Consider the following 317-nt stretch of genomic DNA (forward strand, 5'->3'; position numbering starts at 1 on the left):
TCACGGCACCTGCCGCGAACGCCCCTCGGACACCCTGCAGGGCGGGCGCCCGGGCGCCGCTCATCACCAGCAGCACGGCGCCGCTCACCAGCGTCCCCAAGCCGGCGCGCAGCGTCCGCTCGGGCAGCCGGGCGGCCATCCAGGAGCCCACCGGGACGGTGTAGGCGGCCCGTCCGACCAACGGGGGCATGGCGGCCAGCCCCACCTTCCGCCAGCTGTCGGGGAGGCCGAGCGCACTGATCGTCGCCGCCGCGCGGTTGGCTTCCTCCACCGCGTGCGCCGGCCCGAGCAGCGGCTCCGTGACCGCCGCCGCCACC

Annotated in this window: 1 protein-coding gene; it reads right to left on the reverse strand. The window is 77.9% G+C overall.

Features of this window, described 5'->3' with window-relative positions:
• The coding region (locus tag UK12_RS44155; protein ID WP_231591523.1) for a hypothetical protein at positions 1–190 on the reverse strand (190 nt) is incomplete at its 3' end.
• Between the last annotated feature and the right edge of the window lie 127 nt (positions 191–317).

Source organism: Saccharothrix sp. ST-888 (assembly GCF_000955975.1).
Classification (GTDB): domain Bacteria; phylum Actinomycetota; class Actinomycetes; order Streptomycetales; family Streptomycetaceae; genus Kitasatospora.